16 protein-coding genes and 1 pseudogene are annotated in these 15,958 nt (G+C 58.0%); 12 read left to right on the top strand and 5 right to left on the bottom strand.

The genetic code is table 11. From position 1 onward, the window contains the following. Positions 1 to 369: 369 nt before the first annotated feature. The 11 genes from AC0QUY_RS40145 to AC0QUY_RS40095 all read left to right on the top strand — a co-directional run bounded on the left by AC0QUY_RS40145 (position 370) and on the right by AC0QUY_RS40095 (position 8,801). Positions 370 to 894 (top strand): nodulation protein NolB, encoded by a 525-nt coding sequence (locus AC0QUY_RS40145; protein ID WP_371419324.1) that lies wholly within the window; start codon positions 370 to 372, stop codon positions 892 to 894. A gap of 5 nt (positions 895 to 899) precedes the next feature. Beyond that, the gene (gene sctJ / locus AC0QUY_RS40140) at positions 900 to 1,766 is read left to right on the top strand and encodes a type III secretion system inner membrane ring lipoprotein SctJ (protein WP_475391452.1); all 867 of its coding nucleotides are present in this window, start codon (positions 900 to 902) and stop codon (positions 1,764 to 1,766) included. 11 nt (positions 1,767 to 1,777) lie between these two features. Beyond that, positions 1,778 to 2,416, top strand: a complete 639-nt coding sequence (locus AC0QUY_RS40135) for a nodulation protein NolU (protein WP_161855437.1) — start codon at positions 1,778 to 1,780, stop codon at positions 2,414 to 2,416. Further along, entirely contained in the window at positions 2,406 to 3,029 is a 624-nt protein-coding gene (sctL, locus tag AC0QUY_RS40130; protein ID WP_475391451.1) for a type III secretion system stator protein SctL, read from the top strand. Before AC0QUY_RS40135 ends, sctL begins: the two co-directional genes overlap by 11 nt. Further along, a complete protein-coding gene (gene sctN, locus AC0QUY_RS40125; RefSeq protein ID WP_305764713.1) occupies positions 3,026 to 4,375 on the top strand; it encodes a type III secretion system ATPase SctN in 1,350 nt (449 codons plus the stop codon). The genes sctL and sctN overlap by 4 nt, the downstream gene beginning before the upstream one ends. Continuing rightward, on the top strand, positions 4,351 to 4,881 hold the full coding sequence (locus AC0QUY_RS40120) for a YscO family type III secretion system apparatus protein (RefSeq protein WP_161855435.1): 531 nt from the start codon (positions 4,351 to 4,353) through the stop codon (positions 4,879 to 4,881). The genes sctN and AC0QUY_RS40120 overlap by 25 nt, the downstream gene beginning before the upstream one ends. Before the next feature lie 63 nt (positions 4,882 to 4,944). Then, positions 4,945 to 6,000: a type III secretion system cytoplasmic ring protein SctQ gene (sctQ, locus tag AC0QUY_RS40115; protein WP_161855434.1), complete on the top strand. Its 1,056-nt coding sequence runs from the start codon at positions 4,945 to 4,947 to the stop codon at positions 5,998 to 6,000. Next, positions 5,993 to 6,658, top strand: a complete 666-nt coding sequence (sctR, locus tag AC0QUY_RS40110) for a type III secretion system export apparatus subunit SctR (protein WP_161855433.1) — start codon at positions 5,993 to 5,995, stop codon at positions 6,656 to 6,658. Before sctQ ends, sctR begins: the two co-directional genes overlap by 8 nt. Positions 6,659 to 6,660: 2 nt before the next feature. Further along, complete coding sequence (locus AC0QUY_RS40105; protein ID WP_028350693.1) at positions 6,661 to 6,945, top strand: EscS/YscS/HrcS family type III secretion system export apparatus protein; 285 nt, start codon at positions 6,661 to 6,663, stop codon at positions 6,943 to 6,945. Beyond that, positions 6,946 to 7,767 carry a type III secretion system export apparatus subunit SctT gene (gene sctT / locus AC0QUY_RS40100; RefSeq protein ID WP_161855432.1) on the top strand — a complete coding sequence of 274 codons (822 nt, stop codon included), beginning with the start codon at positions 6,946 to 6,948 and terminating at the stop codon, positions 7,765 to 7,767. Beyond that, positions 7,764 to 8,801 (top strand): EscU/YscU/HrcU family type III secretion system export apparatus switch protein, encoded by a 1,038-nt coding sequence (locus tag AC0QUY_RS40095; protein ID WP_161855431.1) that lies wholly within the window; start codon positions 7,764 to 7,766, stop codon positions 8,799 to 8,801. Before sctT ends, AC0QUY_RS40095 begins: the two co-directional genes overlap by 4 nt. A 44-nt stretch (positions 8,802 to 8,845) precedes the next feature. On the opposite strand, the gene AC0QUY_RS40090 is transcribed toward AC0QUY_RS40095, so the two are convergent. From AC0QUY_RS40090 to AC0QUY_RS40075, 4 genes are all read right to left on the bottom strand, one after another. Further along, positions 8,846 to 9,511 carry a CpaD family pilus assembly lipoprotein gene (locus AC0QUY_RS40090; RefSeq protein ID WP_161855430.1) on the bottom strand — a complete coding sequence of 222 codons (666 nt, stop codon included), beginning with the start codon at positions 9,509 to 9,511 and terminating at the stop codon, positions 8,846 to 8,848. A gap of 10 nt (positions 9,512 to 9,521) precedes the next feature. After that, complete coding sequence (locus AC0QUY_RS40085) at positions 9,522 to 10,937, bottom strand: type II and III secretion system protein family protein (protein ID WP_245320710.1); 1,416 nt, start codon at positions 10,935 to 10,937, stop codon at positions 9,522 to 9,524. A 73-nt stretch (positions 10,938 to 11,010) separates the two neighbouring features. Beyond that, complete coding sequence (locus AC0QUY_RS40080) at positions 11,011 to 11,700, bottom strand: response regulator (protein WP_057861906.1); 690 nt, start codon at positions 11,698 to 11,700, stop codon at positions 11,011 to 11,013. A 1-nt stretch (position 11,701) separates the two neighbouring features. Further along, positions 11,702 to 12,103: a hypothetical protein gene (locus tag AC0QUY_RS40075; RefSeq protein WP_161855429.1), complete on the bottom strand. Its 402-nt coding sequence runs from the start codon at positions 12,101 to 12,103 to the stop codon at positions 11,702 to 11,704. A 1,921-nt stretch (positions 12,104 to 14,024) separates the two neighbouring features. Here AC0QUY_RS40075 and AC0QUY_RS40070 point away from each other — a divergent pair. Continuing rightward, positions 14,025 to 14,472: pseudogene (locus AC0QUY_RS40070) on the top strand (IS66 family transposase); the annotation flags it as partial. A 1,362-nt stretch (positions 14,473 to 15,834) separates the two neighbouring features. On the opposite strand, the gene AC0QUY_RS40065 reads toward AC0QUY_RS40070, so the two are convergent. Then, positions 15,835 to 15,958 (bottom strand): integrase core domain-containing protein (locus AC0QUY_RS40065; RefSeq protein WP_474417109.1); only part of this gene is annotated, 124 nt, incomplete at its 5' end.

Raw genomic sequence — 15,958 nt, 5'->3', positions numbered from 1 at the left:
CGGCCTCATGCTCCTTCAAAATCCCGATGATCTGCTCTTCCGAAAAGCGGCTGCGCTTCATGCTCTGGTCCTTGTTGTGGGCCAGAACGAACTTCAAGCTGGATTAAGCCCGTGGGGCAAGGTCACCCGGTGCAAAGGAAAACTCCTGCGTCCGCAAACTCGGTTCAGTTCAGGATCGTGCGTCGGCTTAGCAATTCAAAGTCCCTTCGGCCTGAGAACAGGTATTAAGGCTTCACCTAAATTGGAAGCCCAACGTGATCTTTAAAATGGCCTTATGGCTCGCGCATTCGTCAGCTTGTGGTCAGCTCGCCTCTTTACGGTATTGACCATCAATTCTTAACAACGTCGACTCTCATCGACGCCAAACCAATGACACCTTCGATCATGCTAGGCGCTACGCCGATCTCTCCGAACCCTGCAGACGGTCTATCCAGGCTCTGCCAGCCGGCAGCCATCGGCCAGCAGAGCCAGTTTCAGCAGACTCTTTTGCATGTCGCTTCGACATCAGACGCGGCCTCCTCAGTTACAGATGGGGCGGCGTCCATTCCTGCTGTGTCAGAGGTTCAGCGTGCAACAGTGCAGGCTAGCCCGCCTGGCGAGCGCGTACTCCAGGCTCTCTCTTCGATGTATCGGGGCAACCCCGTTCCTTCTGTAACGAGCGGCGGTGTGGCGGCCATTTCGAAGGCCGTTCAACCTGGGCCGGCCGCTCAGCCGCTTTCTCGGTCGCAGCTAGTCGGGACGAATCCCGCGGGCAAGCCGGAAGGGGTGCTCGACTTCGACGCGATGGTTGCGGGTCTGCGAGACGTTTACAAGGGTGTCGTCGAGGTTTCGCTCGTGTCCAAGAGCACCAGCGCGGTCAGCTCATCTTTGAACAAATTGCTATCGGCGGGTTGAGTTCGTTGACGTCTGGTTTCATCTATGGACAAAACGGCCATGCCCGCCTATCCGGTCGGCGGTTGCGTGTTTTTGCCGTGCTATCGCTTCTCCTCCCCTTGATTGGCTGTAAGGCCGATCTCTACACCAAAGTGCAGGAGCGTGAGGCCAATGAGATGCTTGCGCTCCTGCTTAGTAAGGGCGTCGATGCGGTCCGTGTTACTGCCAAGGACGGGACCAGCACGATCCAGGTCGAGCAGAAGCAGTTGGCCTTTTCGATTGAGCTGCTAAATCTAGAAGGTTTGCCACGCCAGCCTTTCAAGAACCTCGGCGAGGTGTTCAAAGGATCGGGCCTGGTTGCCTCGCCGATCGAGGAGCGCGCCCGCTACGTTTATGCCCTGAGCGAAGAATTGTCGCGCACGATTAGCGATATCGAAGGCGTCATATCCGCGCGCGTCCACGTTGTCTTGCCGAAAAATGATCTCTTGCGCCAGGACACGATGCCGTCCTCAGCGTCGGTGTTCATTCGACATAACTCCAATGCAAAGCTCTCGGTTCTGCTACCGCAGATCAAGATGCTGGTCGCCAACAGCATCGAGGGCCTTTCCTATGACAAGGTGGCGGTGGTCTTTGTGCCAGTTGAGCGGGCTCCGCTTGAACTGCCGGCCCGGCCAGCTGCGTCCGCTCAGTCGACCAAATATACTTCAGACCCGCTGCTTGCGGCCGCTATCGGGGGAGGTGGCGCTGCCGTTGGCGTTCTGTGCTACATATTCCTAGGCTCTCTTATGCGTCAGCGCGCCCAGCCGTCGCGCGCGCGATCCAGATTTGGCATCCGTTCGAACACGCCGGCTATCCTGCCTCCCAGTAAGAAGATCGCTTCCGACAAGGCATAGGGAGTGAGCAGATGCCCATACCGCTGCCATCTACCGGTTCTAACACGTGGTCGGAATCGCTATCTGAGGGCCTGCGCGAGCTTGCTGCTTCTACCCATCTGACCCGATTAGCTGCACGCCTTGACGGCCGGTTGTCGGCTTCGACTTTGGTGCGGCTACAGAAGAGCTCGAGGCTGCAGGTAAGACTTGCTGGAATGCTGCTTGGTAATGAAATGGACTCCAGCGGCCGTAACTGGAGAGACGATCTTCTGCTCGGCCATGATCCGAATAGGGCTGCTTTGCTTGCCGGCAGTATCTGGCATGCTCGCTCGCTCCTAAAGCTCGTCTCAAAGCAGCATCTTGCGATTCTGCGCGACCGTATCGGGGCAGAAGCGCACGCTTTCGGTATCCGGAACTTGGCGAGCGCGGTCGCAATCACCACTGTCGCTGATCCGGAGCTACTTTCGCAACAGATTGAACACGATGGCCATGCCTGCCTAGGTGCTTGGATCAACGAAGCCTCGGCACTTGATCGCACGCGCGTGCTGTTACGCTTGCCCACGGGCACTGCTGCGGAGAATCCAGCGGCCGAACACCGCAATGCCGCGGGCCCAGTGCTTTCCTTGGTGATAGCCCATTTGTTGAGGGAGGCGCCACGGCATGACAGCTGATGACCCAGCGCTGCCGGTGGCCCCCCAGATACGGCCGCTCGGGCCTGTCATACCGGCTGCCGAGATCGGAATCTGGTGCGATGCCGTAGAAGCGCGAGCGGCTGCCGAGCGGCATCTGCAACGCGTTCGCGGCTGGGGACGGACAGCTTATAAGCGGGAGCGGGAGCGCGGCCGTGCGGATGGCTTCAAGAGTGGCGCCGAGGAAATGTCTCGGCTGATCGCGCAGGCGACTTCCGCACTTGCGCAGCGAAAAGCCATTCTGGAGCAGGAGTTGCCGCAGCTCGTCATGGAGATCGTGAGCGATCTGCTGGGCGCGTTTGATCCAGGCGAGATGTTGGTGAGGACCGTTCGTCACGCGATCGAGCAAAAATATGGTAGCGCGGAAATTTGCCTTCATGTCTCTCCTCTGAAAGCCGATGCGCTGGCGCGCGAGTTCGCTACGTGCGATGGACAGGAGGGCCGGCCGAAAGTGCGGGTTGATCCGGATCCGGCTCTAACGACAGAGCAGTGCGTGTTGTGGAGCGAATTTGGCAATGTAGATATTGGAGTTGCCGCGCAGCTCCGAGCTCTACGCCTTGGCCTGGGTTTGCCTTCAAAGGAAGACGGACCGTGACCACATCAGCAACCCGTGCGGAGGGAGAGAGGAATCTGCACGCCGCGCTATCGTCTCTGAAATCTACAGCAAAGCATATCGACACGCGTGCTGTACGAGGGCGGATCACACGGGCGGTCGGCACCTTGCTCCACGCCGTCTTGCCAGAGGCGCGTATAGGGGAGCTTTGCCTGTTGCAGGATCCCCGCACCGGATGGTCTCTCGAGGCCGAGGTCATCGGCCTATCGCAAGATGGGGTATTGCTCACTCCTATTGGTGATATGGCGGGCTTATCCAGCCGAGCAGAAGTGGTCGCGACCGGACGAATGCATGAAGTACCGGTCGGCCCCGATTTGCTTGGCCGGGTGATCGACAGCTTCGGCCGGCCAATCGACGGAAAGGGTCCAATCAACGCCGCTCAAACTCGTCCGCTGCGCGGTAAGGCTCCCAACCCAATGACAAGGCGCGGTATCGAGCGAACATTCCCACTCGGTGTCCGTGTCTTGGATGGGCTTCTGACATGTGGCGAGGGTCAGCGGATCGGCATCTACGGAGACCCAGGGTGCGGTAAGTCGACGCTCCTGTCGCAGATTGTAAAAGGCGCGGCTGCCGACGCCACCATAGTCGCGTTGATCGGTGAACGCGGTCGTGAAGTGCGGGAATTCATCGAGCAGCACCTTGGTGAGGCAGCGCTTCGCCGCACCGTCGTGGTCGTTGAGACCTCCGACCGCTCGGCAATGGAACGAGCGCAATGCGCTCACATGGCGACGGCACTCGCTGAATATTTTCGTGATGAAGGACTTCGCGTCGTCCTGATGATGGACTCATTGACGCGCTTCAGCCGCGCCATGCGCGAAATTGGCCTTGCCGCAGGAGAGCCGCCGACGCGGCGCGGCTTTCCGCCATCGGTTTTTGCGATGCTTCCTGGCCTGTTGGAGCGTGCCGGCATGGGCGAGCGCGGCTCAATCACGGCCTTCTATACTGTGCTTGTCGAAGGCGACGGCTCGGGTGATCCAATCGCCGAAGAATCACGAGGCATTCTTGATGGCCACGTTGTTCTCTCACGCCTTTTGGCTGCACGCGAGCATTTTCCAGCTATTGACGTATTGTCAAGCCGCAGCCGTGTGATGAATGCGGTCGTCTCTGTATCGCATCGAAAGGCGGCTTCCTTCTTCCGTGATCTGCTCTCCCGCTACGCCGAGGCCGAGTTCTTGGTGAAGGTTGGCGAATATAAGCAAGGCAGTGATCCTCTGACAGACCGGGCAATCAATTCAATCGAGGAGTTGCGGAAATTCCTGCGTCAGGGCGGAGACGAGGCGTCAAGCTTTGAGGAGACGATCAAATGGATGTCACGTCTGACCGCGTGAATCGTGCCCATGCCTCGAAATTGCGGCTAGTGAAGGATATGAGACAGCGGAGCGCCCTTCGTGAGGTGTCCAACATGGAGGCCCAGCGCCGCACCGCGCTTCAAGCGGTGGAACAAGCTGTCCGGGATCTTGCAACGGCCGAAAAAAGCCAAGCGGCGCTCGAAGCGCAGCTTTACCGAGAACTGGCATCATCTGATTCGCTATCTGTCGAAGAGCTCGATCGTCGCTGTCACATCGTCATTGGACGGCTCAAAGCTGAGATCGCAGGAGCACGCCGAACGCTTGAGGAAGCGCGCGCCGCTCAAGAGCGGGCCGAGACGGCGGTCTTCGAGGCGAGGACTACTTTGACTAAGTGCTCAGCTGCGAGTCACAAATGGCAGCAAATTGAAGGCGACGTTCAGCGCGCGAGTGATGCCCATTCAGAGGTGAAAGCCGAGATAGAGGCCGATGATGAGGTTTTGCTTCGGTATGGCAGTGGTTCGCGTACTCACACGGCTAGCGACTGAATTCTGATGGCTTCTTCTCTTATGCTAGGGAAAGCGCCTTGTCTTGTAGACGCGCCTGTGACCATGGCTACGGGTGAACAATCGGGATTTAAACCGGCGCTAATCCTGTCCCCTTCGGTCGTCTCCTGGCTCAACGAGATCGCTGCTGCCCGCAAGCCTCTGCAAAGCCGTCTAAGTGATAAGCCGCTATCCGTGCGGATGGAACGGCTTGTCTGGGGGCCGGAGCCGTGTGCGGTATCGATGCTCGACTGCGTTTGGGCCATTGGACATGAAACAATCGTCTTATCATTGGCCCGTCCGGTTGTAGAAGGGCTGATCGCGACGGTGCAAAGCGGGCTTGGCCTACCTGCCGAGCCCACTCGTTCGCTCCTCGTCGAATTTGCACTCGATCCGTTGCTCAATCAACTAGAGGGTCTGACGCAACAGAAGTTGCAGCTGATCTGTTTGAGCGAAGCGACGGCTCGAGGTCCTTATCTGGAGCTCGAAATCACCTTCGGCCCATTCAAGGGCAAAGCGCGCCTGTTTCTGTTCTCTTCTCTCGATGATTCAGTTCCACCTGCGTTTCGGGCGTTAGGCGGACTGCTCAGGCAGCTGCCGCGAGAGGATCGCCAGCTTCCCTCAGAATTGCCTGTCATCGTTAAGGGAGAGATCGGCTCGCTCCGTGCGACAGTCGCGTTGCTACGGAAAGTAAATGCAGGAGACGCTCTATTGCCGGACGTAATACCGATCGCCCGTGGCCAAGCCATCCTCAACACGGGAACCTTATGGGCTCCGGCCCAGGTTGCAGAGGATCGCTTGATCGTACGGGGGGCATTCCGCCTCCAACCACATCCCCTGGAGTGTGCACATATGATGACCCAATCCGAAAAACCCCGGCCGCCCTCTGAAGGTGATCTCGACAACATCGAGATTACTCTTGTTTTCGAATGCGGCCGCTGGACTGTCGCAATCGGAGCCTTGAGGGATATCAGCGAGGGACATGTGTTCGAACTTGGTCGGCCGCTCGACGGACCGGTTGATATCCTTGCTAACGGCCGCCGCATAGGCCGCGGGGACATCGTAAGCATCGGCGGGGAGCTCGGCGTCAGGTTGCGGGGCAGGTTGGCCGTCAATGACTGACATTCAACCGGGAATTCTTGGTCTTCTTGCGCTCACAGCCGGCCTTGGCCTGCTGGCGTTTCTAGTCGTAACAAGCACAGCGTTCATAAAAGTATCCGTCGTGCTCTTCCTCGTTCGCAACGCGCTCGGGACTCAATCTATCCCACCGAACCTCGTCCTATACGGGGCGGCGCTGATCCTGACAGTTTTCATTAGCGCGCCAGTGATTGAACAGACCTATAATCGCCTTTCTGCGCCACAACTCCGCTACCAAACGGTCGACGATTGGCTGAGCGCCGCAAAGGACGCGCAGGAGCCGCTGCGCGGGCATCTGAAGAAGTTCACCGCTGACGAGCAGCGCCGTTTCTTCTTGGCTTCAACCGAACAGGTCTGGCCCGAGGAAATGCGCGGCAACGTGAGCGCCGATGACCTGGTCATTCTGGTGCCATCTTTCCTAATTTCGGAACTCAAGCGTGGATTCGAAATTGGTTTTCTTCTCTATCTGCCCTTTATCACCATCGATCTGATTGTAACGACCATCTTGATGGCCATGGGTATGTCGATGGTTTCGCCAACGGTGATATCCGTGCCTTTTAAGCTGTTCCTATTCGTCTCAATCGACGGCTGGTCGCGGCTTATGCATGGGCTGGTGCTCAGCTACACAACGCCGGGAGGCTGAGCATGGATGAGGCGAGCATTCTCACTCATATGAGCCGGTCACTTGTGCTCTTCATGATCTGGGTTCTGCCTACGCTTATCGCGGCGGTCGTTGTCGGATTGGTCGTCGGCATCATCCAAGCGGCAACGCAGCTTCAGGATCAAACGTTGCCACTGACTGTGAAGCTTCTGGTCGTTGTCGCGGTGATCGCTTTGTTCTCTCCAGTGCTCAGTGCCGCGCTTATCAAGGAAGCCGAGCAGGTATTTACCGACTTTCCCGCACTCACAGCAAGTATTAGTCGACGTTAGATGAACGTCCCCTCACTCACCGAAACGCAAACTCTGATCCAGGAGGCGATCGAACTCGCGCTTGCAGCCGGGCTCGCGGCAGCCCGCGCCCTTGGCATTATGTTGGTCCTTCCCGTATTTACGCTGCCGCGCATTAGCGGGCTGATCCGCGGCTGCGTGACCTTTGCGATGGGACTGCCATGCCTGTTGCAGATCAGGCACGGCTTGCAGTCGTTGGATCAGGGCTCACGACTGATCAGTGTCACGCTGCTCGGTTTGAAGGAGATGTTCGTCGGCCTGCTCATCGGCTTTTTGCTCAGTATTCCGTTATGGAGCATCCAGGCAGTGGGTGAGATCATCGATACCCAACGGGGGATTACGAACCCTGTTGCTTCCGATGATCCAGCCACGCGTGGCCAGGCTTCGGCGACGGCGGTTTTACTCGGTACCACTGCGATTGCAATTTTCGTTCTAGCCGGGGGATTGGAGAATATGATTAGGGGCCTTTATGGCAGCTATTTGATCTGGCCCGTGTATCGACTGATGCCTAGCTTGACCGTGCAAGGCGCGATGGCATTTCTGGGGCTTCTCGGGCACATCATGTATACGGCGCTACTGGTCTCTGGCCCGGTGTTGGCATTCCTGCTGCTACTCGATGTGTCGGTCATGATACTCGGGCGGTTTGCGCCGCAACTCAAACTGAACGATGTCTCTCCCACCATGAAGAATCTGGCGTATGCGACAATCATGGTAAGTTACGCCACCTTCCTCGTCGAATATATGGGATCGGAAATCAGTCAGTCCAACACCGTGCTCGAGTTGTTCAAGAACCTCCTTAAATGAGTGGCTCGAGCGAAGAGAAGAAGCTCCCTCCCACTCCCAAGAAGCTAAAAGATGCGCGCAAGAAAGGGCAGACTCCGCGCAGCACCGATTTGGTCAGCGCAGTCAGTGTTTGCGCCGGTTTCGGCTGCCTCTGGTTAAGAGCGGGCCTCATTGAGACCAACTGGTATGAAACAGTACGGCTAGTCGACAAACTGCAGGAGCAGCCGTTCACAAGCGCGGTCCAGCAGGCGCTGGGCGGCCTGATCGAACTGTTTCTTGCGGCCGTTGGTCCATTTCTCGGGGCCGGTGTTGCCGCTGGTGTTCTAGCGGGGGTCCTGGCCAATGGTGGATTAAACGTCTCTTTCGAGTCCTTAAAGCCGAAATTCGAGAAATTGGACCCCATGAAGGGGCTCAAGCGGATTGCGTCTAAGCGGTCGCTCATTGAACTCTCGAAGTCGCTTCTTAAAGTGTGCGTTCTCGGCGCAAGCTTGCTGCTCCCGGTTATCGCAAGTTGGAAGGCGCTGGTATACTTGCCAACCTGCGGTATGGGGTGTCTCAGCTTCGTCTTCACTGAGATCAAATTGCTGACCGAAATTGCTGCCGGTGCTTTTTTGATCGCCGGATTGGCCGATCTTCTTATCCAGCGCTGGTTGTTTTTACAGGACATGCGCATGACGGAGACAGAGGCCAAGCGCGAGTCCAAGGAACAGCAGGGCAATCCGCAGGTCAAACGAGAACACCGTCGCCTTCGTCAGGAGACGGCGAACGAGCCTCCGCTTGGCGTGCATCGCGCGACACTGATAGTGACAGGACAAGCGATCTTGATTGGGCTTCGCTACATTCGTGGCGAGACCGGCGTACCGATCGTGGTTTGCCGTGGTGAGGGCGAACTTGCCTCACGACTGCTTGCTGAGGCGCAGTCGCTGCGCCTCAGCATTGTTCAGGACCCGGCCCTGGCGCGTCAGCTCATGCGGAATGCCATGCTGGGCAACGCCGTTCCTGGGAAGTGCTTTGAAGGGGTTGCGCGAGCACTCTATTCCGCCGGGCTGGTCTAGACATTGCGTTTGGCAGCAATGATTGCGACGCGATCCGGCGCGCACTATCGTGGCGACTGTATATCCCTCGTTGCCGTTGACCCGGTTTCTGGCGGGGACCTGTTGGCAATTCCATCTTCCAAGTCGCTCTTGTTGCGCCGTCCCATGGACCCATATGTGGCAACAGGAATGGCGGCACGATCGCCTTTTGTTGCCATGACAGCTCTATTGTCCAGCAGGTCGCCCGGATCGTTGACCATGATTCCCAGATTGTTGCGGATTGAGCAGCCTAGCGTCTGGTCGAACGAATTATCGTTAACCGAGGGACCAATGATCGAAAGAGACGGACAGACGGGAGGACGTGCTTCATAGACAATGGCCTCGATTTGCACCGCGAAGCCGACAGGCCGGTCGATGCGAGGGCCGAACAGGCGGACGTTGTAAGGCGCGACGCCCATTGCGCGGGCCTCGCTGGCTACCTGCGCGGCGAGCCGGGGCGAGCCGGTGATATCGAGATGGAGCGCATCAAACCGACCGCGGCTGGCGCCGGCAATGAAATCCCTCAGCCGATACCGCTCGAGGCCACGAAGGCTCTGCAGCACCAAGACACTGTTCTGCTGCTGCACCACGGTTGCTTGTTCAGCCGCCCCGGTATTGACCAGAGCAGTGCTTGTGCAGCCGCCTAGGCTCGCCATCAGAACGAACAGATGGGGCAGGGCTCGTAAAGTCATTCGGCGATCCTTATTCGATAATAAAGCCGGCACCGCCTGTCGCGCCTGGTACACTGGTGCGCGGAGCGTCGCGGCCTCGCGGCGGGCTCGCCAACGTGTTCGTCAATGTGCGCCCCAGATCTGAGGGCGGTCCGATGCGGTCGGCGGGCGCGCTCATCCGGTTCGGATTCGACGCTGGCCGGACAATGTAAGGCGTGACAATAATAACAAGCTCCGTCTCCTGCTTTTGAAAGGACGAAGAGCGAAACAGTGCACCGAGAATGGGAACGTCGCCTAACCAAGGAAAAGTACTGATATCCGTGCTGAAGTTACGCCTGATTAGCCCGCCTATTGCAAAGCTTTGTCCGCTCCCAAGCTCGATAACGGTCTCCGCACGCCTTGTAGAGAGGGCAGGCACGGCCATACCGTTCACCTTGACCTCGCCTTCTTTTGAAATCTCGCTGACCTCAGGTTTGACGCGGACATTGATTTGATTGTTGTTAAGAACGGTCGGGACGAAATCGAGGCTCACTCCGAAGTGACGAAATTGGATCGAAACCTGTCGGTTGTCCTGCATGACGGGAATTGGAAATTCGCCGCCCGCCAGGAAGCTCGCGGACTCACCGGACATTGCGGTGAGGTTCGGCTCAGCCAGCACTGAAGCGAGGTGCTCGCTGGCGAGCGCGTCGAGAACAGCGCCGACGTTGATACTACCGGCGCTGAAGCCGATACCTGCCTTGCCGCCTCCGCTAGCCGTGCCGGAACCAGCACCTTTGCCGCTGCTAAAGAAAAAAGTGCCATTCTGCCCCAAAGCGGAGAGGTTGATGCCGAGCTCCTTGATGGCGCTGCGTGAGACCTCCGCTACGCGAACGCTCAGATTGACCTGTAATGACCCCGCGACCTGAATTTTATTGACGACAAGCGCACCCGGACCGAGAAACTGCTCTGTGACCTTCACGGCAGTGGCAACGACATCGGCATTGGGAGCCGTGCCGTTAAGGATCGCGCCGCGGGGGGTATAGCTGACTTGGATCGGATAGTCGCCGACCTGGGCCTTCAGCATGGCACGCAGATCCTCGATCGGTTGCGTCACGACAACACGCAACTCGGCGAGAGCTTCCCCATTGTCGTTCAAAGCGAACAGGCTGGTCCGTCCGGACTTCTTGCCAAAGACGAAGATGGTCGTGTTCGATGGGGCCTGATAATCCGCGATCGTCGGGTCGGCAACAAAGATGCTCGCCGCCGGCCCGGGCAGATGAATTGTCTTGCCGAGCGAGGAGGAAAGGTCCACCGTCCCATTGATACTGCTAGAGGGCGCGCGCGGCGGCCTCCCTCCAGCGTCTCGCGTTGTCTGAGCTGCGGCAGTTGGTGGTGATAGCAAAGCGACCGCGCACAGGAGGTGGGAAAGAGAAGGACAAACGACAGACCAGATAGCGCTAGCGACGATCGAGCGTCGATCGCTGCCACCCTCATTATCAAGAGCGATCTTCAAGGTAGTCTTTGCTTTCAAGTTCGATCGACTAGGCGGCCGATGCCGCGCTATTCAATTCAAGGATATAGCCGACGCCGCGTGCGGTCGTGATCCGTAGCGTTGCACCAGACTGATTCAAATGACCGCGCAAGCGATAGATTGCGACTTCAAGCGCATTGGTAGAGACCTCGTTGTCAAACGCATAGAGGCTATCCTCCAGCGACGCGCGTGACACGGCGCGGCCTGCGCGGCTAAGCAGATGCTCAAGAATGCACACCTCGCGGCGTGCAATCTTGAGCGGCCGACCACCAACTGAAACTTGCCGGGCGATCGGATCGAATTTTAGATTACCAAACACAACGACGGGGGCTGTCATTTGCGTTGATCGCCTCAGAATGGCTCGCATCCGAGCGATGAGTTCATCAGTAGACACGGGCTTGGGCAGAAAATCGTCTGCACCACCATTGAAAATGGCGATCCGCCTACCGAGATCATTGCGGCTGCTCATCACCATGGCAGGCATAAAATGTCCGTCGCGTCTCAACCGCTTCAGCCAGTCCAGGCCGCTTCCATCCGGTAGAGCCAACTCGAGCAGGAGAATGTCGTACTTGGCGTAATCCAGAGCGGTCGCCGCCTCATCCAGAGTGCCCGCCACATCAACCGCAAAACCGCAATCCGAAAGCGCACCTTGCACAGCGCGCGCAAGGTGCTCATCATGATCAACCAGCAGCGTTCGCATTTCATTGCCTCTTCATGCCAAAACTACCACGCAGATCACCGTCGACCATGAAGTCGGGCGAAATTGAGTTCTCCAGCTTCAACGTAAACGTCGGGACACGGTACCTACCAAGAAGAGCAATGTTGCTGACGGCCAATCTCGCTCTGCTCATTGCCTGCCGATTAATTTCGGCCGTCTGCTGTGGATCGCATGCGTCCTTGACACTCGACGTGGTCTTGATGTCGGGAACCAGCCCAGAATCAGTCAAAGCATCAAGCGCTGTGGCAGGACCCTCGTGCATCTTTGCGCCAATCTCGGCAGTGCTTCTGGTCATTGGCTCGGCGAATGCATCGCCAGCACGCGCAATCGAAACCAAAGCAAAAGAGAGAATGGCTGGATTGGCATCCGAGCTGATAGGAGACATTTGGAAGCTTCCCATGTTGTCCTGACTCTGCGGTGAGCCTTGCTATGCCATCGACCTGTGAGGCCGTTTGGCCACGGCAAATGCAACCTTGAACGCGTAAAGACGTATCGTCCCCCCGCAGCGGGCCGATGTTCTAGATGCCGCTAGCGTGGACGAAACAGCCAATGCACCGCGGACTATGAAAAGATTGTCTTGTTGGTCGGTGACGTGCATCAGGAGCGGAAGAGACCCGGCATTCAGACAGATCTAACACGCCCGCTAGGCTCCGGCCCATCTGGCACACCGACGAATGACGGGTCCGTCCTCGCAGTGGCGTTATCGGGCATGTGGTTCGGGTGGTTCCGCCGTCTGCATTCCACCTCTCGCGACGAGCGGCGACACATGCCGAGCTTGGACTCAACTTTGTTTCCCGCGCGACAACGAGAACAAGGCAGCGAGGGCTGCTCTTGAGCTCCTCGTGCTGTTGCAGCCTCAACCTGGCTGGCGCGGGTACCCCGTCCGGCGCGTAGGCGACGTTGCCAACAGGCCTTCGGGTGGACTGATCGAGGAGCGTGATGGGGTTGGGCGTGGCCCTATGGGTTGGGGACATTCGCAATTCTTGCTACCTGTCAGGAGTTGTTGCGCGACGCATTGTCGCGACTGATGTACGAAACCCTACAATCTGACGCTACGTGCGATTCAAGTCCCTTCGAGAGCTCGTTGCATGGAATATTTTATAAATCTCAGGCTTGCTGACGCAGCCACGGGGAATTGAATAAAAAGCACCGCGCATCAAGCAGCAAAGCACCTTTGAAGGAACCAGAGGGCCTTCGCTGGCGCCGAGACTCTCCATTCGTGGTCATCTGGACGGAAAGCCGATGCCTGTCATGGCGGTTGAGACATTTCGCTTCTTGCTAATCTGTCAGCAAGTATTGTCGCCAGTGTCGGAAACACCACAATCTGACGCTGCGTACGATTGGGTCTTCCGAAATCTCGTTGCATGAAGATGAGCTGCAAATCCCCTGAGCGCGGTTCATACTCTCGTCCGACGTGTTGCCGTCTTATATCCGATGACGTCGTCCGTGCACCGACGCAAATTGATAAGCCATCGCGCGGATGAAAGTCATCACTTCACCCGAGATAAACAAGCGGCGCGACGTTTCCTGACAGATCACCATCATTGTGTCCGAGCTACGGGCTCAATCGGTGCCCGGCATAGTTCTTCATGGCTCGCAACTTGGTGCATTTTCAAAGCGCGTCGGTTACACGCTTGACGGTGCGCTCGTCATCGGTGGCAATTGTCGAGCTTCGTGGTGTGGCCTCTACGCCCGTTCGGGTGATTTAAGGATCCGGGCTGATTAGGGAGTTGCATGCCAGAGCCTGCCATGAAGGCGAGGCCGCTTCCCAAGACGAGCGGCCAAGGTGCAGCGGTCATCAAGTCATCACAAGGAGCTTCTGGCGAGGGCCGTTACGAACGATGGGCGCCACAACGAGCTAGAGTGATACGGAGAGGTCCATCGACACTGGTACAACCACGGCCAGCCCGCGCATCATAGTCGCGCGCGTCCCGGACAGAGATCGGCGGGGTCAGAGCGAAAAAGGCCGCGTTTGCGCCTAAGCCTCCAGTTGGCGCTTGCCGGGACCCGGAGATGCAGCCCACCTAGTTGCTCAATTCGCGCTCGAGCGAGGGGGCAGGGCACGAGCTGAAACCGAGACTGATGCCATCACGGCAAAGCGATCCGAGACGATCGACAATGTTTCGGTGATAGATCCCCCGCAATTTACCCACCAGATCAGAGGATCCGGTGAGGTCGCGTGGCAGGCAGCAGCCGCGCGCGGGGGATCTGTGCGATCTCGTAGAAGCCGGATGGAACGAGCCGCTGCCGCGCCCGAGCACCGGGCGAGATTCAAGACCCGATGCTCTTAGACTAGACGATCGCGCTATGCGACTGAGAAGGAGATCTGCGGCCGCAGCGCGGAGCAGCGTCGCCTCGTGCGGCAGCAGAAGAGCCGACCACTGCCTTCGAGGCCTGGCTGCGGGCCAAGCTGGCTCTCATCACCCAGAAGATCAACCTCGCCGAAGCCATCCGCTAGGCCCTCTAGCGCTGGCAAAGCTTAACGCTCTTCATCGATGACGGCCGGATCGACGACAACAATACCGTCGAACGATCAATCCGTGGCATCAAACCCAATCGCAAGACGCGATCTTTGCCGGACACAACGGCGGAGCCGAACACTGGCTGTCGTCGTGTCCCTGGTCAAGACTTGCAAGCTCAACGGCTCCGCTCGCCTATCTGACCGACGTCCTGACAAGGCTCGTCAACGGGTATCCAAACCGCGGCATCGAGCAGCTACCTGGGCCTACCTCGCTCAAGCCCCCAAAGCCGTAGCCTGAGAACGACGCTTACCAGGCTCTCGCCGAGCTCAGCGTTTAGTTTTGGGCCTCTCCTAATTGGTCCAATGCTGTCTCGAGGCGAGCTATTCGGCGAGGACCGTATCAGAGCTCCACAGGATAGTTCTCGACTAACTGCTGCGTGTTCCTCGACGGCGCCGATCAGACCGATGCTTGAATGACTCTCGAACCTGATGCGCCGAGCCGAGCTGGATATGCCAAAACTGTGATCACACGGTGGCGGGCTCGGCGAACGGCTCGTTTTACTCATTCGTCGATTGGCGACTGGCGGGCTAGACGATCCACTTCCAACTGTGGGGGTCCATCATCTCGTCGAAGCTCCCCTGGAGAGAACTGCTCTAGCAGGCTGTTGAAGAAGTCGGTGGCGAAGCACTTTGGATCGTGATTCTCTAGGATCAGGATTGATCTAGGGGATGCGATGCGGGGAAGTGACGAACGGTTAGGCTCGCTTTTCAGTTATGTGGACCTGGAGGCTCGGGTTGCCGGTCTTACTCAGATGTCCGTCGATCGCAATATGCGGGGTTACCAATCTATCTCTCAGATCGAGCACAAAACTGCGTGACGTCATAGGCCTTAAGGACCTCCTTGCTTGGCAGGAGGTTGCTCCTGGCAAGCGTACCCATCAGCTCGTCCGGGGACTGCTGGCCTTCGCTAGACACATTGGGAGGGGGACTACGGCGTGGCCATCCGTCGGGCAGCGCATTATCGGCCTGACGCGCCTCGTGCAATTGCTGCTCAAAGGCCTCTTGCCCGGGTCGGTCTCCTTGATGTTCTTGCGGCACAGCGTGTTGCACCTGGGGCCGCGCTGTTAAATTCGATGGGTCAAAATTTTGCGGGTCCACGCTAGCCTCACGTCCAAAAACACCTGAGCAGGTCTTCTAATCGGGCAAGCTTTCGAGAACGTGACGTGGCCACGGTCCCGTGGCCGGGAGGGCATTCGCGCCGGCCAATCTCGGAAAAGGCGGCCGGAACCATAGTCTCCTCCAATATCCGAGCCTTTTCGTCCTTAGAGATCCAACGACGGTGTCCTGTTTCCGTGACCACTTCCAGTCGGTGCCGTCGCGTCCGACTTAAGCATAATAGTCAAGAATAAATGCAAGGCGGTCCCTTCAAAGGAAATCGCGAACCTCGCCTATCGCATGCGCCACGAGAGGGTAGGAGCAAAACGACGTTTACGGATCACCTGATGCTGGGTGATTTTGCCGGGACATGGGTTGGAGATCTGGACATGTTCTGACCTGCGAGCACAATCACGATCCGCTCGCGCATCGCAAGTCGCGCGGGTCCCACCGCAGAGGTCTGCGGGTCAGAGCGAAAGGCCGCGTTTGTCGCTAAGGCTCTAGCTGTGGAGCCTCAACAGGTTGTTCCTGGTCAGAGCGAGTCTGCTGATCGGCGGCATCGAACCGATACTGCCATGCGGCCGGTGCCAATTGTAGCGGTGAAGCCATTTGGGCAGCTCGGCG

This window comes from Bradyrhizobium sp. WYCCWR15520 (genome assembly GCF_056174665.1).
Note: the sequence above shows the minus strand (reverse complement) of the source record. Positions and strands in the feature narration are given on the sequence as shown.

What these genes read in the sequence shown, in the direction of transcription:
- AC0QUY_RS40145 (WP_371419324.1), top strand. Translation starts at nt 370, where the DNA reads ATGACACCTTCGATCATGCTAGGCGCTACGCCGATCTCTCCGAACCCT.
- AC0QUY_RS40135 (WP_161855437.1), top strand. Translation starts at nt 1,778, where the DNA reads ATGCCCATACCGCTGCCATCTACCGGTTCTAACACGTGGTCGGAATCG.
- sctL (WP_475391451.1), top strand. Translation starts at nt 2,406, where the DNA reads ATGACAGCTGATGACCCAGCGCTGCCGGTGGCCCCCCAGATACGGCCG.
- AC0QUY_RS40120 (WP_161855435.1), top strand. Translation starts at nt 4,351, where the DNA reads ATGGATGTCACGTCTGACCGCGTGAATCGTGCCCATGCCTCGAAATTG.
- sctQ (WP_161855434.1), top strand. Translation starts at nt 4,945, where the DNA reads ATGGCTACGGGTGAACAATCGGGATTTAAACCGGCGCTAATCCTGTCC.
- sctR (WP_161855433.1), top strand. Translation starts at nt 5,993, where the DNA reads ATGACTGACATTCAACCGGGAATTCTTGGTCTTCTTGCGCTCACAGCC.
- AC0QUY_RS40105 (WP_028350693.1), top strand. Translation starts at nt 6,661, where the DNA reads ATGGATGAGGCGAGCATTCTCACTCATATGAGCCGGTCACTTGTGCTC.
- sctT (WP_161855432.1), top strand. Translation starts at nt 6,946, where the DNA reads ATGAACGTCCCCTCACTCACCGAAACGCAAACTCTGATCCAGGAGGCG.
- AC0QUY_RS40095 (WP_161855431.1), top strand. Translation starts at nt 7,764, where the DNA reads ATGAGTGGCTCGAGCGAAGAGAAGAAGCTCCCTCCCACTCCCAAGAAG.
- AC0QUY_RS40090 (WP_161855430.1), bottom strand. Translation starts at nt 9,511, where the DNA reads ATGACTTTACGAGCCCTGCCCCATCTGTTCGTTCTGATGGCGAGCCTA.
- AC0QUY_RS40080 (WP_057861906.1), bottom strand. Translation starts at nt 11,700, where the DNA reads ATGCGAACGCTGCTGGTTGATCATGATGAGCACCTTGCGCGCGCTGTG.
- AC0QUY_RS40075 (WP_161855429.1), bottom strand. Translation starts at nt 12,103, where the DNA reads ATGTCTCCTATCAGCTCGGATGCCAATCCAGCCATTCTCTCTTTTGCT.